The organism is Aquaspirillum sp. LM1 (genome assembly GCF_002002905.1).
In the GTDB taxonomy this organism is placed as follows: Bacteria; Pseudomonadota; Gammaproteobacteria; order Burkholderiales; family Aquaspirillaceae; genus Rivihabitans.
The window spans coordinates 2,052,598-2,071,800 of sequence record NZ_CP019509.1; the positions used below are offsets into that span (position 1 = coordinate 2,052,598).

Here is a 19,203-nt window from a genome sequence, read left to right on the forward strand (position 1 = left end):
GTTCATATCATGGTGACTGGCTACTAGCCCACGCGCCTGTTTGCGCCAGCCAATCCACCTTGGCCTTCTTTCCTCCTGGCCGGGCTGATTTCCCGATGACGCTGGCAGTCAGGGCTGGCTACAATGCCGATAGCTGATTTGAATGAAATACGGAGCCCATGATGAAAGTGTTTCCTCTGTTACTGGCGGCTCTGGCTGCCTCGTCCCTCAGTCTGGCAGCCCCCTCGGCCACGCCGCCTGCCGGAGAATATCTGACTGAACAAGGCTGGGGGGTGCTGACGCTGAAACCGGCCAGCGCCAGCGGCCAGCCGTTCAGCCTGTCCACCGTGGGCAGCAATGCCCATGTCTGCCAGATCGAAGGGGTGATTCGTCAAGGGCATGCCCAGGTGCCCACCGAGGGCAGCGATGAGCGCTGCGAGATGGATTTTGTCCGCCAGGGCCACGATATTGCCCTGAGCAGCACGCCAGGCTGTCGCTACTTTTGTGGCATGCGCGCCGGGCTGGACGGCTTGTACCTGCGTCCGGCCCCAGGCTGCGACACCGCCAGCGTGCGTCAGCAGCGCAAGCTGTTCAAGCAGCACTACGATCAGAAGGACTACGCTGGCGCGGTGAACATCCTGGCCCCGGTGCTGGCGCGTTGCCAGAAAACCCTGGACTGGCTGGGCGCACACTGGCTGCGCAATGATCTGGCGCTGGCGCAGCTGCGCCTGGGCGACGCCGCCGCCTGCCGGGCCACCCTGCAACCGCTGGCCGCCGATGCCGCCCGCCGCGACGAGGCCATCCGCGACAGCTACCCACCCGCCGAGGCAGAAGGCTATCTGGGCGTGCTCCGGGCCGCCCGCACCAACCTCAAGCTGTGCCGGTAAACCTGTCACCTTTGAACCTTGGCCCGGCCTGGCCGGTCCAAACAGGCTTGCCATCAACCCTGAGAAGGATGCGTGTGATGAAATGCCCAGTATGCCGAGACGTGACCCTGGTGATGAGCGAACGCCAGGGCATCGAAATTGACTACTGTCCGCAATGCCGTGGCGTATGGCTGGACCGGGGCGAGCTGGACAAGATTATCGAGCGCTCGGCCAGCCCGGCTTATGCGGCCACCCCGGCCAGCCCTCCGCCGGCCCAGCACGCCACCCCCGCGCCAGCGCCGTCTCACCCCAGCAGCCTGCCTTACCCCGACCCGCGCCAGCATCATGGCTATCCGGCACATGGGCAGCACAAGCACGACAGCCATAAACACGGCAGCCACCGGCGCAAATCGTTGTGGGAAGAGTTGTTTGACGATTGATTGACCAGTGGCCGATGCGCACTGAGGGCCACTCGCGGTCCCTGTGCGTGCCGGCAGCGGTTGTCCCCATTTCCTGCCACGCTGGCGTATCCTCACACAGCGCGTTGCCCCCGACACGCGCCCGCCCAAGACGATAATTATTCTTGCTGGCATTTCCGTCCGGCCTGTATCCTAGGTAGATACCGCAATGCTCAGCCGCTGGCGTATTCGGCGTGGCCGGGCAGTTGATCACCAACTTTACCAGGCAGGAGGAACTATGGCCGTCAGAATGGGAATATCGTTTCGCGGACGCATTGTGCTGGCGCTGTTGCTCAGCCTGGTGATGATGCTGCTGACCGCAGGCACACAGATTTATTTCACCCAGATCAACCAGCTGGAGCACACGCTGGACGCTGACATGCGTGGTGATGAACAGGTTTTTCTCAACCAGATTGCCAGCGATGCCGAAGGCCTGGGCCGGGCGCTGACCACCACCGCGCAAATCGACCATCTGCTGGAGCCCTTTGTCAGCAAAAACCGCGAGCAACTGTATGCGCGCGCCAAGCCCTTGTTCGACGAGCTGAAAAGCCAGTTCCGCATTACCCATTTTTATTTTCATGATGCGGATGGCACCACTTTTTTGCGCGTGCACAAGCCAGAACAGTTTGGCGATAAAAACGCCCGCAACAGCTTCAAGCTGGCCGACGCCAGCAATGCGCTGGCGTCCAGTCTGGATATGGGCAAAAACTTCTTTTCGCTGCGCGCTGTGCGGCCCGTGATGCTGAACGGGCAAAAAATTGGCTACTGGGAGCTGGCTCAGGAAATTGACCATGTGCTGCCTGCCACCAAACGCATGACCGGCGACGACGTGGCCGTGCTGCTACGCGCCAGCTACACCGAGAAAAAAGGCACCGAGATCAAGGGCGAAAAGCTCAACGGGCTGATCCTGCTGGATGCCACCGACAAAGCGCTGGCGCTGAGCACCGCCCAGACCGCCGGCCTGAACGCCGACAGCCAGACCGCCCAGCTGTATATTGGCCCAAGCCATGCGGTAATGAGTTTTCCGTTCAAGGATGGCGCGGGTGAAGTGGCCGGCCTGCTGGTGTTTACCCGCGACATCCAGGCCACGCGTGACGCCGTGCAAGCGGTGATCTTCCGCAATCTGGCCTGGATGGCGCTGATCCTGACGCTGGGCAGCGCGGTGGTGCTGCTGGCGGTGCAACGGGCACTGGGCCAGTTGGGCGGCGATCCGGCCTATGCCGTGCAGGTTGCCCGTGAAATTGCCAGTGGCAACCTGACGGTGGAAATCCACAGCGACAGCCCCCGTGCCGACACCCTGCTGGCGGCGGTCAAAACCATGCAAACCCAGCTGCGCGATACCGTGGCGGAAATCCAGCGCAGCGCCGACACCCTGGGGCGGGACGCCAGCCAGCTGGCCCAGCTGGTGCGCCAGGCGTCGGGCGCGCTGAACGAAGAAGTCCACTCGGCAGAAGCCATTGCCGCCGCTGTCGAACAGGTGTCGGTCAGCATCACCAGCGTGAATGACAGCGCCAGCCAGGCCAGGGCCACGGCGCAGGCGTCCGGGCAGTTGTCCCGTGAGGGCGGCCAGATTATTGACCGTTCGGTGCAGGAAGTGTCACGGATTGCCGACACCGTACACCGCTCTTCGGAGATGATCGAAAACCTGGTGGGCCAGTCTGACCGCATTTCGGCGGTGACCGCCGCCATCAAGGACATCGCCGACCAGACCAATCTGCTGGCGCTGAACGCCGCGATTGAGGCCGCCCGCGCCGGTGAGTCCGGGCGCGGCTTTGCCGTGGTGGCCGACGAAGTGCGCAAGCTGGCCGAACGCACTGCCCGCTCCACCCAGGAAATCAGCGAGATCATCAGCCTGATCCAGCACAGCACCCACGCTGCGCTGGACACCATGCAAACCGAAGTGCGTCAGGTGGAAGAAGGCGTGGAGTTTGCCCGTCAGGCCAGCACGGCCATTCGCCAGATTGAAAACGGCTCGGAGCGGGTGGTGGACGCCATCAGCGGCATTTCCGACATGCTGCGCGAGCAAAGCGCCGCCAGCGAAAGTATGGCTGGCAGTGTGCAGCGGGTGGCAGAAATGACCGAGCGCAACAGCACCACCCTGCATCAGGTGGAACACGCCGCCAGCGAACTGGCCGGCCTGGCCCAGCGCCTGCAGCAGGCCGTGCGGCATTTCCGCGTGTAACTCTCGCCCCTCGACACCCCGGCCAGCGTCCAGTGAAGGCCGGGGTGCCGGATTCAGTCTTTGGGCTTCAGCGCCGCACGCGCGGCTTTTTGCATTTCCAGCGTGCGCACCTGCAGGTGCAGCATGCCCAGATTCATCGTCAGCCAGTCTTCCACCACTTTCAGCTCGGCCAGCTTGCGCTCAAGGTCTTCTTCGGTCATGGGTGGCAGGAATGGCTGGGCACCGGGCGGGGTGGCGGCCTGCCAGAATTGGCGGAACAGGGCAAATGGGTCGCCGGGATTGAAGTCTGCGTTCATGGTGAAGTCCCCTGGTTATGTGATAAAACGCCCCGCGCCGGATACTGGGCCACACGCCAGCGGGTGCGGGGTTGCACCAGGCTCCGCTCTGGCGGCCAACCCAAAAAAACGGGCCGGCTCATTGGAGCCTGCCCGTTCAGTATAAGCCGACCGCGCCGCGTCAGGGATAGCCCCTTGGTCGCAGCGCGGTTTTCCCCGCAGTGGAGTCAGTCTGCCTTGTTGGCCGCCTGGTTTTGCGCGTCCACTGCTGCCAGCGCCACCATATTGACGATGCGGCGCACCGACGAGATGGCGGTGACGATATGCACCGGCTTGGCCATGCCCATCAGGATCGGGCCGATGGTCACGCCGTCGGAGGCCGACACACGCAGCAGGTTGTAGCTGATATTGGCGGCTTCCACGTTCGGCATCACCAGCAGGTTGGCCGCGCCCTTGAGCGTGGTGCTTGGCATGGCTTGCAGGCGGATGGTTTCCAGCAATGCGGCGTCGCCCTGCATTTCACCGTCGATTTCCAGTGTCGGATTCTTGGCGCGGATGATGTCCAGCGCGTCGCGCATCTTGCCAGCACCGGCGCTTTGCACCGTGCCAAAGCTGGAGTTGGACAGCAGTGCCACCTTCGGCGCAATACCAAAGCGCTTGACTGCCTTGGCGGCCATGTCGGTAATGGCGGCCAGCTGTTCGGCGTCCGGGTTGGCGTTGACGTAGGTGTCGGCGATGAAGATATTGCCGGTTGGCAAAATCAGCGCGTTCATGGCACCGGCCACCTGGTCTTCATGGCCGTAGCCAATCACGTTTTCGACAATGTCGAAATGCTGGCGATAGGTGCCATACGTACCGCAAATCATCGCATCGGCTTCACCACGGCGCACCATCAGCGCGCCAATCAGCGTGGTATTGCCAATCACCCGGCGGCGGGCCTGCTCTTGCGAGACGCCTTTGCGCTTCATCAGGTGGTAGTAGTCGTTCCAGTAGTCGTTAAAGCGCGGATCGGATTCGTTGTTGACCAGTTCGAAATCCACACCGGCCTGCAGCTTCAGGCCGAGTTTTTCGATGCGCTTTTCGATCACGCTCGGACGGCCAATCAGGATCGGGAAGGCCAGGCCTTGCGAGGCGATTTCCTGGGTGGCGTGCAGCACGCGCTCGTCTTCGCCTTCGGCCATGACCACGCGCTTTTTGTCTTTCTTGGCCTGGGTGAACACCGGCTTCATGAACAGATTGGTCTTGTAGACAAACTGGGCCAGTTGTTCGATGTAAGCGTCCATGTCGGCAATCGGACGGGTGGCCACGCCGGAATCCATCGCTGCCTTGGCCACTGCCGGGGCAATCTTGACGATCAGGCGCGGGTCAAACGGCTTGGGAATCACGTACTCGGGGCCAAACGACAGGTCCTGGTCGCCGCCGTAGGCCGAGGCCACCACTTCGTTTTGTTCGGCCATGGCCAGATCGGCCAGCGCACGCACGCAGGCGAGCTTCATTTCTTCGTTGATGGTGATGGCACCCACGTCCAGCGCACCACGGAAGATGAACGGGAAGCACAGCACGTTGTTCACCTGGTTCGGGTAGTCCGAACGGCCAGTGCCGATGATGGCATCCGGGCGCACTTCCTTGACCAGATGCGGCAGGATTTCCGGCTCCGGATTGGCCATGGCCAGAATCAGCGGATGCGCGGCCATGCTCTTGACCATTTCCTGGGTGACCAGCTTGGGACCGGACAGGCCCATGAAGATGTCGGCACCGACCATGGCGTCGGCCAGTTTGCGCTGGCCATTGTCCGGGATGGCGAAGCGTTTTTTCGATTCGTCCATCTTGTCGTCGCGACCCTGGTAGATCACCCCCTTGGAGTCACACACGGTGATGTTGGCGCGGGTGACGCCCAGTGCAACCAGGAGTTCCAGGCAGGCAATGGCGGCAGCGCCAGCGCCAGAAGCCACCACGCGCACCTGGCTGATGTCCTTGTTCACCAGGCGCAGGCTGTTGAGCACGGCAGCCGCAGACACAATGGCGGTGCCGTGCTGGTCGTCGTGGAACACCGGAATGCCCATGCGTTCGCGGCATTTTTGCTCAATGTAGAAGCATTCCGGGGCCTTGATGTCTTCCAGATTGACGCCGCCGAAGGTGGGCTCCAGCGCGCAGATGATGTCCACCAGCTTGTCCGGGTCGTTTTCGTTGACTTCCAGGTCAAACACATCAATGCCGGCAAACTTCTTGAACAGCACGCCCTTGCCTTCCATCACCGGCTTGCCGGCCAGCGGGCCAATATTACCCAGGCCCAGCACGGCGGTGCCGTTGGAGATGACCGCGACCAGATTGCCGCGCGAGGTGTATTTGTAGGCGTTGTTCGGGTCTTCGACGATGGCGTCACACGCTGCGGCCACGCCGGGCGAGTAAGCCAGGGCCAGATCGCGCTGGGTGGTCAGCGGCTTGGTCGGAGCTACCTGGATTTTGCCGGGGGTCGGGTACTGGTGATATTCGAGAGCGCTTTGGCGCAGTTGCTCATCCATTGCTGGATCTCCTGATCAGGGTGCGAGGTTCTTCGTGTCTTTGGGAGGATGCGTGTCTGGTCGTGATACGACTCATTGTGGATAGTGCAGATATCGTGTCCAGCCCGATAACCTTGCCAGCGCAGCGGGTAGCTGCAGCCGGTGGCTGACGGGAGGGAGTTGGGCAGGATAAGCCCCAGCCCTGGCATTATAGGGGCTTGGCGCACAGTTGGCGCAGCCGGTCATGCATGGGGTTATGCCGTGTTGGCATGGGTCACCCCATCCGCTGGCTCCCGCCGGCCCAGGCGGGCCAGCGGGGACATGCGCTCAGTCAGGCATTTACATCATGCCCAGGGTGCGCGGCAGCCACAGCGAAATTGCCGGAATATAAGTCACAATGCCCAGGAACACGATCATGGTCAGCAGCCATGGCCATACGGCCTTGGTCAGCTCGGTGATGCCCATCTTGGTGATGCCCGAGGCCACGTATAGGTTCAGGCCCACTGGCGGATGGCACATGCCCACTTCCATATTCACCGTGATCAGGATGCCAAAGTGCACCGGGTCGATGCCCAGGCTTTGCGCCACCGGAAACAGAATCGGCGCAAAAATCAGCACAATCGACGACGGCTCCATCACATTACCGGCCAGCAGCAACAGGATGTTGACCATCAGCAGGAAGCTGATCGGGCCCAGGCCCATGTCCAGCAGCCAGGCGGCCATGTTTTGCGGGATGTTCTCGCTGGTCATCAGGAAGGAGAACAGCACGGCATTGGTGATGATGTACAGCAGCATGGCGCTCATCGATGCCGAATCCAGCAGCACCTTGGGCACTTGCTTGAGGGTCATGTCCTTGTAGACAAACACCGCCACGATAAAGGCATACACCGCGCTCATGGCCGCTGCTTCGGTCGGGGTGAAGATGCCGGAATAAATCCCGCCAATCACCACCACAATCAACAGCAACCCCCACACGCTCTCACGCAGGGCGTTCAAGCGCTGTGCCAGGCTGGCCTTGGCCAGACGCGGGTAGTTGTTCTTGCGCGCCCGATACCAGGTGGTCAGGCCCAGCAGGGTGGCCAGCATCAGGCCCGGAATCACCCCGGCCATGAACAGCTGACCCACCGAGGTGTTGGTGGCCACCGAATACATCACCATCACGATGGACGGCGGAATCAGGATGCCCAGCGCGCCAGAGGTGGTGATCACCCCGGCACCAAAGCCATTGGGGAAGCCTTGCTTGACCATGGCCGGCAGCAGGATGGAGCCAATTGCCACCACGGTGGCCGGGCTGGAGCCGGATACCGCCGCAAACAGCGCGCAGGCCATCACCCCGGCCAGACCCAGGCCGCCATGCCAATGGCCCACCATGCTGGTGGCAAAGTTGATCATCCGCCGCGCCACGCCGCCGTGGGTGAGGAAATTGCCGGCCAGAATAAAGAACGGAATCGCCATGATTTCGAACTTTTCAATACCGGTAAACAGCTTGAGCGCCACCGACTCGATCGGAATGTCGGTCATGGTGAAGAAGAAGGTCAACACCGTCAGGCCAAGCGAAATGGAAATCGGCATGCCAGTGAGCATCAGCGTCAGCAGCAGCACAAAAATAAAGACGGTGCTCATTGTTTGCCTCCGTGCGGATGATTTTTAATGTCGTGCGGATGCAGATCATCATCCATGGCGAACCAGTTGATGTCGTCCTTGGCGTCGTCCATGCCTTCCACGTGGCTGTGGTCATGCTTGGGCAATTCGCCAGTACGGATGAAGTTCACTGCCACTTGCAGGAAGCGGAAGCACATCAGGTAAGAGCCGCACGGCACCGCCAGATACACCAGCCACATTGGCAGTTCCAGGTCAGCCGAGGTTTGTTCGGTGTGGGCAATTTCCCAGACAAATGTCGCGCCCAGGGTGCCAACAATGGCGGTAAACAGCGCGCCGGCGCACAGGCCAAACACAATAAACTTGGCGCGGTTGCTGTCTTGCAGGCGGTTGATCAGCACGTCAACACCCACATGGATGCCGGTGCGCACGCCGTAGGCCGCGCCAAATTTGGCCATCCACACAAACATGTAGATGCACAGCTCCTGCGCCCAGGAAAGATGAATGTCTTGCAGATACGGCTGCAGCGCCTCAATGCCCATTCCGTAGCGATGCACCACCGCCACAAAAATCAGCAAGGTCGCCGCCGCCATCAGGGTGGCAATCAGCCACTCTTCAAGATGGTCAAGAAAGCGGAACATGGATAAAGTCCTCGTCAAGTTACACGGCAAAACCCACCCCTGCCGGCGTCCATCATGGGCGCGGCATCAGGGGTGACACGGGCCCGCCGGATAGCGGGCCAGCACAGGATTACTTGGTAAAGCCGGTTTCTTTGTAGATGGCGTCAATGATGTCCTGGCCAATGCGGCTGGCCATCTTGGCGTGAACCGGGGTCAGCGCCTGTTTCAGCGCCGCTTTTTCTGCCGGAGTCGGCACGTAGATGGTGGTCTTGCCCGAAGCCTTGACCTTTTCCAGGTCGCTGGCGTTTTCTTTCTCGGCAATCTGGTTGGCGTAGGCAGTCGAATCCTTCATGGCACTGTCCAGCGCCGTGCGCACGTCAGCCGGCAGACCGTCCCAGAACTTCTTGTTGACGATCACCGCGTAACCCAGATAACCGTGGCCGGTCAGGGTCATGTGCTTTTGCACTTCGTGCATTTTCTGGGTGTAGAAATTGGACACCGGGTTTTCGGTGCCATCCACCACGCCAGTTTGCAGCGCCTGATACACTTCGGAGAACGCCATCACCTGCGGAATGGCACCGAGCGAGCGGACTTCTTCTTCCAGCACCTTGGACGACTGGATACGCAGCTTCAGGCCCTTGAAGTCTGCCGGGGTTTTCAGCGGCTTGTTGGCAGAGAACTGCTTGAAGCCGTTATCCCAGAACGCCAGACCCTTGATGCCCTTGCTGTCGAGCTTGCCCAGCAGTTGCTGGCCGATCGGGCCCTGGGTGACCTTGTGCAGCTCTTTGTAGTCGTCAAAGATGTACGGCAGGTCGAACACTTCAAATTCCTTGGCACCCAGCGGGCCAAACTTGGCCAGCGACGGGGCCAGCATCTGCACCGCGCCCAGCTGCAGCGCTTCCAGCTCTTCCTTGTCCTTGTACAGCTGGCTGTTCGGGTAGACCTGCACCTTCACCTTGCCCTTGGTCCGCTCTTCAGCCAGCTTCTTGAAATATTCCGCCGCCTTGCCCTTCGGCGTATCCACCGCCACCACGTGGCTGAACTTGATGACAATCTCGCCTGCGGCGTGCGCCATCGACGACAGACCCAGGGCTGCGCCCACCAGGACAGCAGCAATTTTCAGTTTCATTTGTTTTCTCCTCGGCTATTTTGCGGATGATTTGGCAGATGGTTAAACCGCCAGTATCGCCACAATAGGCAAAGCGGACGGTAAGCGCCATTGGGGGATTCCGCATTAGGGTTTACCCTAATGCACCTGATGCTGGGCCTGCATGCTATGGAGCCACCGCACACAGCCGCACCGCCAGATACTGAAACGCCACCTCCGGGCGCGCTTCCAGCGCGGCAAATTCAGCCAGCAAAGCCTGTTCATCGGCTTCGCTGACCAGGCCCGCGCGCTTGAGACTGTCCGCGCCGGACAGCAATAAGTCGCGGGTGTAGCGCAGCAAGGCCAGCCGGCGCTGCGGCGCTTGCCGGCTGGAGACAATCGGCAAGAGCTCCACACGGATGTCCTGCAGGCCCACCTCTTGCGCCAGCGACGCCAGTTGCTGGCCAATAAACGGATCAGCCCCGGATTGGCTTTGCAAGATGTTGAATGTCTCCCACCAGCCTTCAATCACTGGGTTGTGCGGAAAAAACCGGAAGGTGCTGTTGTCTACCTCGGTCAGAATCACCCGCCCGCCCGGCTTCAGCACGCGCACCATCTCGGCCAGAATCTGCGCCGGCTGGGGCACATGCTCCAGCACCCAGATGGTCAGCGCCACATCAAACTGCCCAGCCGCCAGCGGCAGGCATTCGGCCTGGGCGCGGGTCAGGGCCACCTGGCCCTGTGCCATTTCGTCGCACAAATACGCCGCCGCCGCCGCCAGATGGGTGGGGCTCTGGTCCACGGCATGAATGTGTATGTGCGGCCAGCGCGTCAACAACTGCCGGGTTTGCGCACCGACACCGCAGCCGACTTCCAGCAGGGTGCGCGTATCAGCCAAATTCAGGCCGCCAAAAACCACCGACGCCAGGGCGTCAGCCTGCGCCACCAAGCGGGCTTGCTCGGTGGCGGAAAAACCGTGGATGTAAGTACAAGACATGGGGAAGGCTCGATCATTATCAGGAAAAATGCCGGAAACATTATACTGACGTCATCGACTTTGGGTGTAAACAACACGCACATGCTGATGCCGGAGGGAAAAACCAGAGAAAACGCCGGGTGCGGTGGCGATGGCTCACGCTGTTCTGGCAGCTTGCCGCAGCCAGAACAGCGTGAAGATGGGGCTTGGGAGTAACGCGGAAAAAAATCGTCATCCCCGCGCAGGCGGGGATCCAGACTTTTGATTTTGCTGGGTTGTGCTTTTGGCCAAAACGCTGTTTCTGAATCAATCAGCGCAAGCTTCAGCTCACCCGCATGCCCGGCATGGCACCATCATCAACATCCAGCAAAAACAGCCCGCTGCCGTCGTCCACGCCGCTGGCGCACAGAATCATGCCTTGCGACACGCCAAAGCGCATCTTGCGTGGGGCGAGGTTGGCCACCACAATCACCTGGCGGCCAATCAGGCTGGCCGGGGCGGCGTAGGCTTTGCGGATGCCGGAGAAGATATTGCGCGTTTCACTGCCCAGATCGACGGTGAATTGCAAGAGCTTGTCCGAGCCGTCCACCAGCTTGCAGTCCAGCACAGTGGCCACGCGCAGGTCCAGCTTGGCAAAGTCGTCGATGCCGATGGTGTCGGCAAACGGTTCGATGTCCACAGCAGCCGGAGCGGTGTCCAGGCTTTGCTTGTTGGCTTCGATCAGCGCTTCGATCTGCTTCGGGTCGATGCGCGTCATCAGGTGCTGGTAAGGCTGGATGCTGTGGCCCAGCAGCAGGCTGCCGGCATCCTGCCAGGTCAGCGGGGCGATATTAAGGAAAGCTTCCACATCGGCGGCCAGCTTGGGCAACACGGGCTTCAGGTACAGCGCCAGCAGGCGGAATGCGTTGATCAGCACGCTGCACACTTCGTGCAGACGCGCTTCCTGGCCTTCCTGCTTGGCCAGCTCCCACGGCTTGTTGGCGTCTACATAGGCGTTGACCTTGTCGGCCAGGCCCATCACCTCGCGCAGTGCGCGGGCGTATTCGCGTGCCTCCAGCGCGCTGGCGATGCTGTCGGCTTGCTGTTGCAGGTGAGCCAGCAGTGCCGCGCCGGATTCCAGCTCGCTGGCGTAGCACACCGGGCTGGCCAGGCTGTCTGGCGCGCTCAGCGTGGCGGCCAGTTGGCCGGCAAAGCGCTTGCTGATAAAGCCGGCGGCGCGGCTGGCAATATTGATGAACTTGCCAATCAGGTCGCTGTTGACGCGGGCGACAAAGTCCTCCAGCGACAGGTCGATGTCCTCGATCTTGCTGGTCAGCTTGGCGGCGATGTAATAGCGCATCCATTCCGGGTTCAGCCCGCAATCCAGATAGCTTTGCGCGGTGATGAAGGTGCCGCGCGACTTGGACATTTTCTGGCCGTCCACAGTCAAAAAGCCATGGGCAAACACCCCGGTCGGCGTGCGGTAGCCAGAATATTGCAGGGTGGCCGGCCAGAACAGCGCGTGGAAATACAGGATGTCCTTGCCGATGAAGTGGTACAGCTCGGCAGTCGAATCCGCCTTGAAGTAGTCGTCAAAGTTCAGGCCGCTGCGCTCGCACAGGTTTTTGAAGCTGGCCATATAGCCAATTGGCGCATCCAGCCACACATAAAAATACTTGCCCGGTGCGTCGGGGATTTCAAAGCCGAAGTACGGCGCATCGCGCGAGATGTCCCAGTCCTGCAGGCCGCCGTCGATCCACTCGTTCATCTTGTTCAGCGATTCGGTTTGCAGGTGCGGCTGGCGACGGCCATCGGCCAGCGTGCTGGCCCCGGCGGTCCAGTCGCGCAGGAAGTCGGCGCATTCGCCCAGGCGGAAGAAGAAATGCTCGCTCTCGCGCAGCACCGGCGTGGCACCAGACACGGCGGAATAGGGGTTTTTCAGCTCGGTTGGGCTGTAGGTGGCACCACACGCCTCGCAGGAATCGCCGTATTGATCCTTGGCACCGCACTTGGGACATTCGCCCTTGACGAAGCGGTCGGGCAGGAACATCTGTTTTTCCGGGTCGAACAGCTGCTCGATGGTGCGGCTGACAATCTTGCCGTCGGCTTTCAGCTTGCGGTAGATGTCATACGAGTAATGGCGGTTTTCTGCGCTATTGGTGCTGTAGTAGTTGTCGTAGCCGATGTGAAAGCCGGTGAAGTCGCGCAGGTGCTCGGCGTGCACGCGTTCGATCAGCGCCTCGGGGGTGATGCCGTCTTTTTCGGCCTTGAGCATGATCGGCGTGCCGTGGGTGTCGTCGGCGCAGACATAGTGGCAGTCGTGGCCACGCATCTTCTGGAAACGCACCCAGATATCGGTCTGGATATGCTCGACCATATGGCCAAGGTGGATGGCGCCGTTCGCGTAGGGTAACGCGCTGGTCACAAGAATCTGGCGTTTCTGGGCAGTCATGGGATTCCGCGTCTTGTAAAAAGCAGTAAAACCCCTATTGTAGCAAGTTGACCCGCCACACCCAATGGAACCCCCACCATGAATCTGATTAAAACCCTGTTTGGCGGCGGCAACGCTGCCCTGACCCCGGAGCAGGTAACCGAGCACCTGACAACCTGTCTGGACCCCAACACCGGCAAGGATCTGGTCAGCGCCAAAGCGATCAAGAACCTCAAGATCGACGGCGGTCGCGTCAGCCTGGACGTGGTGCTGGGCTATCCGGCCCGCTCGCAGTGGGACGCACTGGCTGCCCAGGTGCGTGCCCATCTGCTCACCCTGGCCGGGGTGACCGACGCCGAGGTGAAGGCCAGCAGCCAGATTGTCGCCCATGCCGCCCAGCGTGGCGTGTCGCTGCTGCCTGGCGTGAAAAACATCATTGCCATTGCTTCCGGCAAGGGCGGGGTGGGCAAGTCCACCACCACGGTGAACCTGGCGCTGGCGCTGGCCGCCGAAGGTGCGCGGGTGGGCATTCTCGACGCCGACATCTACGGCCCGTCGCAGCCCTTGCTGCTGGGCCTGCAAGGCAAGCGCCCGGAGTCGCCGGACAATAAGTCGCTGTTGCCGCTGGAAAGCCTGGGCCTGCAAAGCATGTCGATCGGCTATCTGGTGGACGACGACCAGGCGATGATCTGGCGCGGACCGATGGTCAGTCAGGCCCTGCAACAGCTGCTGAACGACACCCGCTGGGACAATCTGGACTATCTGCTGATCGACATGCCGCCGGGCACCGGCGATGTGCAGTTGACGCTGTCGCAAAAAATCCCGGTCACGGGCGCGGTGATTGTCACCACCCCGCAGGATATTGCCCTGCTGGACGCCAAGAAGGGCCTGAAGATGTTCGAGAAGGTTGGCGTGCCGATTCTGGGCCTGGTGGAAAACATGAGCGTGCATATCTGCTCGAACTGCGGCCATGCCGAGCCGATTTTTGGCGAGGGCGGCGCGGCAAAAATGGCCGAGCAATACGGCGTGGCCGTGCTGGGCCAGTTGCCACTGGATTTGTCCATCCGCCTGGCCGCCGACCAGGGCAAGCCCACCGTGGCCGCCGATCCCGATGGTGCCATTGCCCAGCGCTACCAGGCGATTGCCCGTCAGGTAGCCATCCGCGTGGCCGAGCGGGCGCGGGATTTCTCCTCGCGCATTCCCAAGATTGTGATTCAGAACAGCTGAGCCACAGCCAGCGCCTGGCTGACCAGATCAGCCTCCTGCCTGGCAGTGTGAACCCGTGGCCCATCAGCCCGCCCGGCGTGAACGCCGGGCTTTTTTGGCCGGGTGGCTGTGCACGCTTTCACGCAAAACGCATGGCCGAGATTGCCCGCTGGAGGGCGATGGATTATTCTCTTGCGCTGACCTGAAACATCCGCTTGTTTTGGCCGGCTGGGCCGGTGGCTGCAAGCGGCAGGCGTTGAGGGGCGTGCGCTGTTGGCCGCCCTGTGTTTATCTTGCCCATCACGAGAACATCATGTCCGCCACCCGCTTCATCCTGCCCGAAACCGACATTCCCACTCACTGGTATAACGTGGTTGCCGACCTGGCCCATCCGCCAGCGCCGGTGCTGGGGCCGGACGGGCAGCCCATCGGGCCGGACGCGCTGTCGGCCATCTTTACCGACGCCATCATCGAACAGGAAATCTCCAGCGAACGCTGGATTCCCATCCCGGAGCCGGTGCGCCAGCTTTACCAGCTGTGGCGGCCCACCCCGCTGGTGCGCGCGCGCCGGCTGGAAGCCGCGCTGGGCACCCCGGCGCGTATTTATTACAAGTACGAAGGCAGCAGCCCGGCGGGCAGCCACAAGCTCAATTCAGCGATTGCCCAGGCCTACTACAACCACGAAGCCGGCATCCGCCGCATGACCACCGAAACCGGTGCCGGCCAGTGGGGCAGCTCGCTGGCGTTTGCCGGTCAGGCCTTTGGCATTGATGTGCGGGTGTTCATGGTCAAGGTCAGCTATGAACAAAAGCCGTTCCGCCGCTCGATGATGCAAACCTGGGGTGCCGAAGTGCTGGCCAGCCCCAGTGCGCACACCGCCGCTGGCCGCGCCGCGCTGGAAGCTGACGCCAACAATCCCGGCTCGCTGGGGCTGGCCATTGCCGAAGCGGTGGAAGAAGCCGCCAGCCGCAAGGACACCACCTACGGCCTGGGCTCGGTGCTCAACCATGTGCTGCTGCACCAGACGGTGATTGGCCTGGAAGCCATCAAGCAGTTTGCCCTGGCCGACGACTACCCGGACATGGTGTTTGCCCCGTGCGGCGGTGGCTCCAACTTTGGCGGCGTGGCCTTCCCCTTCCTGGCCGACAAGGCCTGTGGCAAGCCGGTGCGGCTGGTGGCGGTGGAGCCGTCCAGTTGCCCGACACTGACCCGTGGCCACTATGCGTATGATTTTGGCGATACTGCCGGGCTGACCCCGCTGATGAAGCAATACACCCTCGGCCACGACTTCATGCCGCCGTCAATCCACGCTGGTGGCTTGCGCTACCACGGTGCCAGCTCGCTGGTCAGCCAGCTCTACCACGATGGGTTGATCGAGGCGCGCGCGGTGCCGCAGCTGTCCACCTTTGAAGCCGGCGTGACTTTTGCCCGCGCAGAAGGCATCATCCCTGCGCCGGAGTCTTGCCACGCCATCCGGGCCACGCTGGACGAAGCGCTGGCCTGCAAGGAAAGCGGTGAGTCCAAGGCCCTGTTCTTCAACCTGTCCGGGCACGGTCACTTCGACATGGCAAGCTACGACAAATATTTTGCCGGCGCGCTGGAAGATTACGACTACCCCGACGAGGCCATCCGCGCCGCCCTGGCGCGCCTGCCCCGCGTCGGCTAACCCCGCTCCGCTGGCCCGGACCCGCCACTGCCTGCCGCCACCCTCGGCAGGCAGTGGTCATTTGCACCCATGAGGAAGCAGAATTCATGCGCTTCATCCAGTACATGCATCCGGCCGCCCAGCCCATACCCGACGGCTCCGGCCTGTGCCCGGCCAACCCCGGCCCGCGCCATCAGCGCAAATTTTTTCAGGTGGGCCACGCCCACTGGCTGGCCCGTCCTGGCGCGCCGATTGAAACCGGCGCGCTCAGTTTCTGGGGCAGCTGGGAGCAAGCCACCCGCTACCGTGCGCTGCCGGCCAGCCGCAACAAGGCCGACGCCAACGCCGTGCATCAGCCAGTGCTGTCTGGCCGCGCCAGCCGCCAGCATGGCGACCAGGCCCAGGCACTGCCCACTCACCCGTTTGTGTTTGACGCACCGTTTTTGTTTTTGCCGGGCAAGGACAGCCCCAACCGGGTGCTCAGCCGGCTGGACATTGGCGATATTGTCGCGTTTGGCTCGCACCTGCAGGGCGAATTTGCCCTGGATACGGTGTTTGTGGTCAATGGTCGCCAGCCGGTAGGCGACGCCAGCCTGTCGGCGCTGTTTCGCCGGGTAAATCAGGCGTGTTTTGACAGCCCGACCCTGCCGGTGTATCGCGGAGCCAGCCTGGACCAGCCGCTGGGGGCCTTGTTCAGCTTTTTTCCGGCCCGCCCGGTGGGCGCTGATGGCGTGCATGGCTTTACCCGCCCGCTATTGCGCCCGGAAGGCGCGCTGGCCGAGCTGATCCAGCCCCGTCTGCCGCATAATTTCCGCAGCCGGGAAACCCTGTTGCCAACGGGTGCGGTATGGGACGAAATCTGCCGGCAGGTGATGGCGCAGGGCTGCGTGCTCGGGCTGGTGGCCAGTTGACCCGGTGCGCGGCAAGCCCCGCCGTTCAGGGCGACGAAGGATAGCGCGGACGGCGTAGCCGTCCTTGCCGTCGATGGGGGTGGACTGCAAAAATACCAGTATGCAACGCCTTCAAGCCTCGCGGACGTGCCCTGCCTGCGGCCATGTGTCGGCGGACAACCGCCAGACGCAGGCACGGTTCCAGTGTGTTGAATGCGGTTTCGAGGAAAACGCCGATGTGGTCGGCGCGATCAACGTATTAAGGGCGGGACACGCCCGGTTAGCCTGTGAAGTGAGCGGTGCAGTCATGCCGCCAGCAGCAGGAACCCACCGAAGCGACTCAGGGGCGGTTCAATGCCGCGCCTGAGCGCCGTAGGAATCTCCGGCCTTTAGGCCGGGGAGGATGTCAAGCAGCGCTTCCAGCACTTCCACCGCTTCGCCGCGCAGGCGCAACAAGGGCAGGCCCAGTTCGGCCAGCGATTTGCCCAGGGCAGTGAGGGATTCTTCGACAAAGCCCCAGTGCCACGCCGATGCATCCGCTGCCTGCCACACTGATGGCTCGGCAATATACAGCGGCAACACCGGCCCAGCGCGACAGGCAGCAGCCAGGGCGGCATGATCAACCACGCGCAAATCGCGCTTGAACCAGACAAGATGGACGGGGGCAGCGGTTTTCATAAGCGTGACAGTAACGCAAATCAGACACGATAACCAGAGGCAGACACGGTGCTGGGCACCGCCTATGGTGCGGGCAAGGCCAGCGCCTGCCGGTGCGCCCACAGCCGCAATGCCAGGCCCAGCGCAAACAGCGCATATTCTGTCTGCATGCTATACCAGCCCAGCTGCTGCAAGCCATACCAGCCCAGCGCCACCAGAATCGACACCGTGCCGTAAAAATCCTGATGCAGGATAAACGGAATATCATTGACCAGCATGTCGCGGATCATGCCACCGCCCACCGCGCTGATAAAGCCGAGCATGGCCACGCCAAAGGCGCTCATCTCCAGCGCCACGCCGATTTGTGCACCACCAATGGAAAACGCCACCAGACCAATCGAATCAGCCAGGATGAACAGCCGCTCCAGCTGCGGCGCGCGCCGACGCTGCAGGCGCAGTACCCAGGCCAGCGCCAGCGTGGCGGCAATCACCCACAGCGTGTCGTTCTGGTACAGGATGCGCGGGGTGCGCTGAATCAGCATGTCACGCAGCATGCCGCCCCCCACGGCGGTGAGCAGGGCCAGAATGGCCACGCCCAGCCAGTCAAAGCGCTTGCGCACGCCCAGCAGATAGCCGGTGAGGGTGAATGACACCGTGCCGATGAAAAAAAAGATGTCCATGCGCCCAATCCAAAAGCAGGGTTATACCGGATTGATCCGGTGCGCGGCAAACCTCGCCCTTCAGGGCAGGATGGCGCGGGTGGCGTCGCCGCCCTGGGTTTTTCGTGCCGCGTGTGCTGCGGCTGTCGCCAAGCAGATGCGCTGATGGATTCAGAAAAATCGTGTTTACCAAAAGCAAAACCCAGCAAAATCAACATTCTGGATTCCCGCCTTCGCAGGAATGACAATTTTTTCAGCGTTTCCTCAGATAAGTCCGCCATATTAAAAAATCATATACCTAATAACATAGACAATACAGTCATCACCCCATAAATCCCATTTAGCATCAACTGGGTGGCGACGCGCTACAACAAAACTGGCCAGATTTTCATTTGAAAAAATCTGGCCAGCGTGTGATGTGGTCAAAAGCCACCCCCGGTTTATTTGCCTGTTCTGCAGCTCAGAGATAAGCCTGGCAAGCAAACCGCACGACATGCGCCCGCAGGGTGGTGCAGGCGGCTGTTACACCCCCACCAGGCCAAATGCCAGATCCGACCAGGTGATCAGTGGCGTGCCAGCCACTTTGATGGCGGTGTCTGTCCCGGCAAAGCCATTGCTGGTTGTACGGTCCATCACCAGATAGGTGTCGCCGGCAAACACAAACTGGCTGACGGTGGTGATGGTGCTCATCTGGCTGGTGGCCAGGTTGAGCATGTCGTCCAGCGTGGCACCAGCCGGTGTGCTCAGCGTCAGCAGCGTGGTCGGTGTACTGCCGCTGGCAAACAGAATCTTGTCCACGCCATGCTGGAAGTCACTGACCAGCGCGGTGTTGTTGGCCCCCACCAGCTTGCCGCAGGCCCCAATGGCAAAGATATCCGTGCCGGCTCCCCCCACCAGGGTCACGCTCTGGTCGCCATACACTGCCGGGTCAAACGTATGCGTCACTTTCAGCGTGTCGTTGCCCGCGCCGCCATTCAGCAGATCGTGGCCGCCCCGGCCATTGAGCACATTGTTCCCGCTGTTGCCCAGCAGGGTTTCGCTGGTCGTGGTGCCATAGGCACTGATATGCGCCGTGCCCATCAGCTCGATAACTGTTGCATCCCGTGTGATCATATTCCAATTCGTAGCAGGCCACTCTTCTGGGCAAGAGACATGATGCGTGGTCTAATTGAGACCTTGAAAGCAGAGCAATC

17 protein-coding genes are annotated in these 19,203 nt (G+C 61.6%); 7 read left to right on the forward strand and 10 right to left on the reverse strand.

What is annotated here, in order from left to right; all coding sequences use genetic code 11:
• The first annotated feature begins 161 nt into the window (after positions 1 to 161).
• The 3 genes from BXU06_RS08760 (at position 162) to BXU06_RS17870 (ending at position 3,485) form a co-directional block, all read left to right on the forward strand.
• On the forward strand, positions 162 to 866 hold the full coding sequence (locus BXU06_RS08760) for a hypothetical protein (RefSeq protein WP_216352449.1): 705 nt from the start codon (positions 162 to 164) through the stop codon (positions 864 to 866).
• A gap of 77 nt (positions 867 to 943) precedes the next feature.
• The gene (locus BXU06_RS08765) at positions 944 to 1,285 is read left to right on the forward strand and encodes a zf-TFIIB domain-containing protein (RefSeq protein WP_077298733.1); all 342 of its coding nucleotides are present in this window, start codon (positions 944 to 946) and stop codon (positions 1,283 to 1,285) included.
• A 256-nt stretch (positions 1,286 to 1,541) separates the two neighbouring features.
• Positions 1,542 to 3,485 carry a methyl-accepting chemotaxis protein gene (locus BXU06_RS17870; protein ID WP_216352450.1) on the forward strand — a complete coding sequence of 648 codons (1,944 nt, stop codon included), beginning with the start codon at positions 1,542 to 1,544 and terminating at the stop codon, positions 3,483 to 3,485.
• Between the two features lie 53 nt (positions 3,486 to 3,538).
• Here the strand turns inward: BXU06_RS17870 and BXU06_RS08775 are convergent, their stop codons facing one another.
• The 7 genes from BXU06_RS08775 to metG all read right to left on the reverse strand — a co-directional run bounded on the left by BXU06_RS08775 (position 3,539) and on the right by metG (position 12,974).
• On the reverse strand, positions 3,539 to 3,781 hold the full coding sequence (locus tag BXU06_RS08775; RefSeq protein WP_077298737.1) for a PhaM family polyhydroxyalkanoate granule multifunctional regulatory protein: 243 nt from the start codon (positions 3,779 to 3,781) through the stop codon (positions 3,539 to 3,541).
• 206 nt (positions 3,782 to 3,987) lie between these two features.
• Positions 3,988 to 6,282 (reverse strand): NADP-dependent malic enzyme, encoded by a 2,295-nt coding sequence (locus tag BXU06_RS08780; protein ID WP_077298739.1) that lies wholly within the window; start codon positions 6,280 to 6,282, stop codon positions 3,988 to 3,990.
• Positions 6,283 to 6,600: 318 nt separating this feature from the next.
• Entirely contained in the window at positions 6,601 to 7,884 is a 1,284-nt protein-coding gene (locus tag BXU06_RS08785) for a TRAP transporter large permease (protein WP_077298741.1), read from the reverse strand.
• Positions 7,881 to 8,501 (reverse strand): TRAP transporter small permease, encoded by a 621-nt coding sequence (locus BXU06_RS08790; RefSeq protein ID WP_077298743.1) that lies wholly within the window; start codon positions 8,499 to 8,501, stop codon positions 7,881 to 7,883. The genes BXU06_RS08785 and BXU06_RS08790 overlap by 4 nt, the downstream gene beginning before the upstream one ends.
• A gap of 109 nt (positions 8,502 to 8,610) precedes the next feature.
• Positions 8,611 to 9,609: a TRAP transporter substrate-binding protein gene (locus tag BXU06_RS08795; protein ID WP_077298745.1), complete on the reverse strand. Its 999-nt coding sequence runs from the start codon at positions 9,607 to 9,609 to the stop codon at positions 8,611 to 8,613.
• Between the two features lie 145 nt (positions 9,610 to 9,754).
• Positions 9,755 to 10,564 (reverse strand): methyltransferase domain-containing protein, encoded by an 810-nt coding sequence (locus tag BXU06_RS08800; RefSeq protein ID WP_077298747.1) that lies wholly within the window; start codon positions 10,562 to 10,564, stop codon positions 9,755 to 9,757.
• Between the two features lie 301 nt (positions 10,565 to 10,865).
• Positions 10,866 to 12,974, reverse strand: a complete 2,109-nt coding sequence (gene metG / locus BXU06_RS08805) for a methionine--tRNA ligase (RefSeq protein WP_077298749.1) — start codon at positions 12,972 to 12,974, stop codon at positions 10,866 to 10,868.
• 78 nt (positions 12,975 to 13,052) lie between these two features.
• On the opposite strand from metG, the gene apbC reads away from it, so the two are divergent.
• The 4 genes from apbC (at position 13,053) to BXU06_RS08825 (ending at position 17,061) form a co-directional block, all read left to right on the forward strand.
• Complete coding sequence (apbC, locus tag BXU06_RS08810) at positions 13,053 to 14,180, forward strand: iron-sulfur cluster carrier protein ApbC (protein ID WP_077298751.1); 1,128 nt, start codon at positions 13,053 to 13,055, stop codon at positions 14,178 to 14,180.
• Between the two features lie 292 nt (positions 14,181 to 14,472).
• Positions 14,473 to 15,825 carry a TrpB-like pyridoxal phosphate-dependent enzyme gene (locus BXU06_RS08815; protein WP_077298753.1) on the forward strand — a complete coding sequence of 451 codons (1,353 nt, stop codon included), beginning with the start codon at positions 14,473 to 14,475 and terminating at the stop codon, positions 15,823 to 15,825.
• Positions 15,826 to 15,911: 86 nt separating this feature from the next.
• Positions 15,912 to 16,715, forward strand: coding sequence for a hypothetical protein (locus tag BXU06_RS08820; protein ID WP_077298755.1), 804 nt, complete (start codon positions 15,912 to 15,914; stop codon positions 16,713 to 16,715).
• Between the two features lie 100 nt (positions 16,716 to 16,815).
• Positions 16,816 to 17,061 carry a zinc ribbon domain-containing protein gene (locus BXU06_RS08825; protein ID WP_216352451.1) on the forward strand — a complete coding sequence of 82 codons (246 nt, stop codon included), beginning with the start codon at positions 16,816 to 16,818 and terminating at the stop codon, positions 17,059 to 17,061.
• Here BXU06_RS08825 and BXU06_RS08830 read toward each other — a convergent pair.
• From BXU06_RS08830 to BXU06_RS17700, 3 genes are all read right to left on the reverse strand, one after another.
• Positions 17,046 to 17,372: a deoxyribodipyrimidine photo-lyase gene (locus BXU06_RS08830; protein WP_077298756.1), complete on the reverse strand. Its 327-nt coding sequence runs from the start codon at positions 17,370 to 17,372 to the stop codon at positions 17,046 to 17,048. The genes BXU06_RS08825 and BXU06_RS08830 overlap by 16 nt on opposite strands.
• Before the next feature lie 62 nt (positions 17,373 to 17,434).
• Positions 17,435 to 18,031, reverse strand: a complete 597-nt coding sequence (locus tag BXU06_RS08835) for a trimeric intracellular cation channel family protein (RefSeq protein WP_077298758.1) — start codon at positions 18,029 to 18,031, stop codon at positions 17,435 to 17,437.
• A gap of 501 nt (positions 18,032 to 18,532) precedes the next feature.
• Positions 18,533 to 19,123: a hypothetical protein gene (locus BXU06_RS17700; protein WP_171982169.1), complete on the reverse strand. Its 591-nt coding sequence runs from the start codon at positions 19,121 to 19,123 to the stop codon at positions 18,533 to 18,535.
• Between the last annotated feature and the right edge of the window lie 80 nt (positions 19,124 to 19,203).

Excerpts from the sequence above, each read along its gene's own strand:
- BXU06_RS08760 (WP_216352449.1), top strand. The coding sequence starts at position 162 with ATGAAAGTGTTTCCTCTGTTACTGGCGGCTCTGGCTGCCTCGTCCCTC.
- BXU06_RS08765 (WP_077298733.1), top strand. The coding sequence starts at position 944 with ATGAAATGCCCAGTATGCCGAGACGTGACCCTGGTGATGAGCGAACGC.
- BXU06_RS17870 (WP_216352450.1), top strand. The coding sequence starts at position 1,542 with ATGGCCGTCAGAATGGGAATATCGTTTCGCGGACGCATTGTGCTGGCG.
- BXU06_RS08775 (WP_077298737.1), bottom strand. The coding sequence starts at position 3,781 with ATGAACGCAGACTTCAATCCCGGCGACCCATTTGCCCTGTTCCGCCAA.
- BXU06_RS08780 (WP_077298739.1), bottom strand. The coding sequence starts at position 6,282 with ATGGATGAGCAACTGCGCCAAAGCGCTCTCGAATATCACCAGTACCCG.
- BXU06_RS08785 (WP_077298741.1), bottom strand. The coding sequence starts at position 7,884 with ATGAGCACCGTCTTTATTTTTGTGCTGCTGCTGACGCTGATGCTCACT.
- BXU06_RS08790 (WP_077298743.1), bottom strand. The coding sequence starts at position 8,501 with ATGTTCCGCTTTCTTGACCATCTTGAAGAGTGGCTGATTGCCACCCTG.
- BXU06_RS08795 (WP_077298745.1), bottom strand. The coding sequence starts at position 9,609 with ATGAAACTGAAAATTGCTGCTGTCCTGGTGGGCGCAGCCCTGGGTCTG.
- BXU06_RS08800 (WP_077298747.1), bottom strand. The coding sequence starts at position 10,564 with ATGTCTTGTACTTACATCCACGGTTTTTCCGCCACCGAGCAAGCCCGC.
- metG (WP_077298749.1), bottom strand. The coding sequence starts at position 12,974 with ATGACTGCCCAGAAACGCCAGATTCTTGTGACCAGCGCGTTACCCTAC.
- apbC (WP_077298751.1), top strand. The coding sequence starts at position 13,053 with ATGAATCTGATTAAAACCCTGTTTGGCGGCGGCAACGCTGCCCTGACC.
- BXU06_RS08815 (WP_077298753.1), top strand. The coding sequence starts at position 14,473 with ATGTCCGCCACCCGCTTCATCCTGCCCGAAACCGACATTCCCACTCAC.
- BXU06_RS08820 (WP_077298755.1), top strand. The coding sequence starts at position 15,912 with ATGCGCTTCATCCAGTACATGCATCCGGCCGCCCAGCCCATACCCGAC.
- BXU06_RS08825 (WP_216352451.1), top strand. The coding sequence starts at position 16,816 with ATGCAACGCCTTCAAGCCTCGCGGACGTGCCCTGCCTGCGGCCATGTG.
- BXU06_RS08830 (WP_077298756.1), bottom strand. The coding sequence starts at position 17,372 with ATGAAAACCGCTGCCCCCGTCCATCTTGTCTGGTTCAAGCGCGATTTG.
- BXU06_RS08835 (WP_077298758.1), bottom strand. The coding sequence starts at position 18,031 with ATGGACATCTTTTTTTTCATCGGCACGGTGTCATTCACCCTCACCGGC.
- BXU06_RS17700 (WP_171982169.1), bottom strand. The coding sequence starts at position 19,123 with ATGATCACACGGGATGCAACAGTTATCGAGCTGATGGGCACGGCGCAT.